The organism is Saccharothrix sp. ST-888 (assembly GCF_000955975.1).
GTDB lineage: Bacteria > Actinomycetota > Actinomycetes > Streptomycetales > Streptomycetaceae > Kitasatospora.
In genome coordinates this window covers 1-372 of record NZ_JYJF01000494.1, presented here as the reverse complement: position 1 = coordinate 372, position 372 = coordinate 1, and the positions used below count along the sequence as shown (strand labels likewise).

Genomic DNA, 372 nt, shown 5'->3' with positions numbered 1-372 from the left:
GGCCCCTGAGAACCGGCCGGTGGGCGGCGCCCAGCGGGGCGGCGACCGTGCTCAGCTGCGGCGCCGGGGTGGTGCCGGGCGTCGGCACCGGCGCGTCCGCGGGCTCCGGCACGGCGGCCGCAGCGGGCGCGGCCGGTGCCTCGGTGGCCCGCCTGCGCATGACGGACCGGCCGGCCGGCACGAAGGCCAGGCGGGTGGCGGCGACGCCGCGCGTGCCCAGCAGGATGTTGTCGACGTCCAGGACGTGCCCCCGCGTCCAGCCCTTGACGCGCTCCCGCGCGGTGGCCCGCAGCGCCGAACCGCACGCGGGGTGCAAGCAGGACGGCGGCCAGCCGGCTCGCCGCCGGCCGCCGCACAGCGGGCGCAGCCCGC

The 372-nt window shown here is 82.0% G+C and carries 1 pseudogene; it reads right to left on the bottom strand.

The features are described 5' to 3' along the window. A pseudogene (locus UK12_RS42065) lies at positions 1–316 on the bottom strand (hypothetical protein); the annotation flags it as partial. Positions 317–372 lie beyond the last annotated feature (56 nt).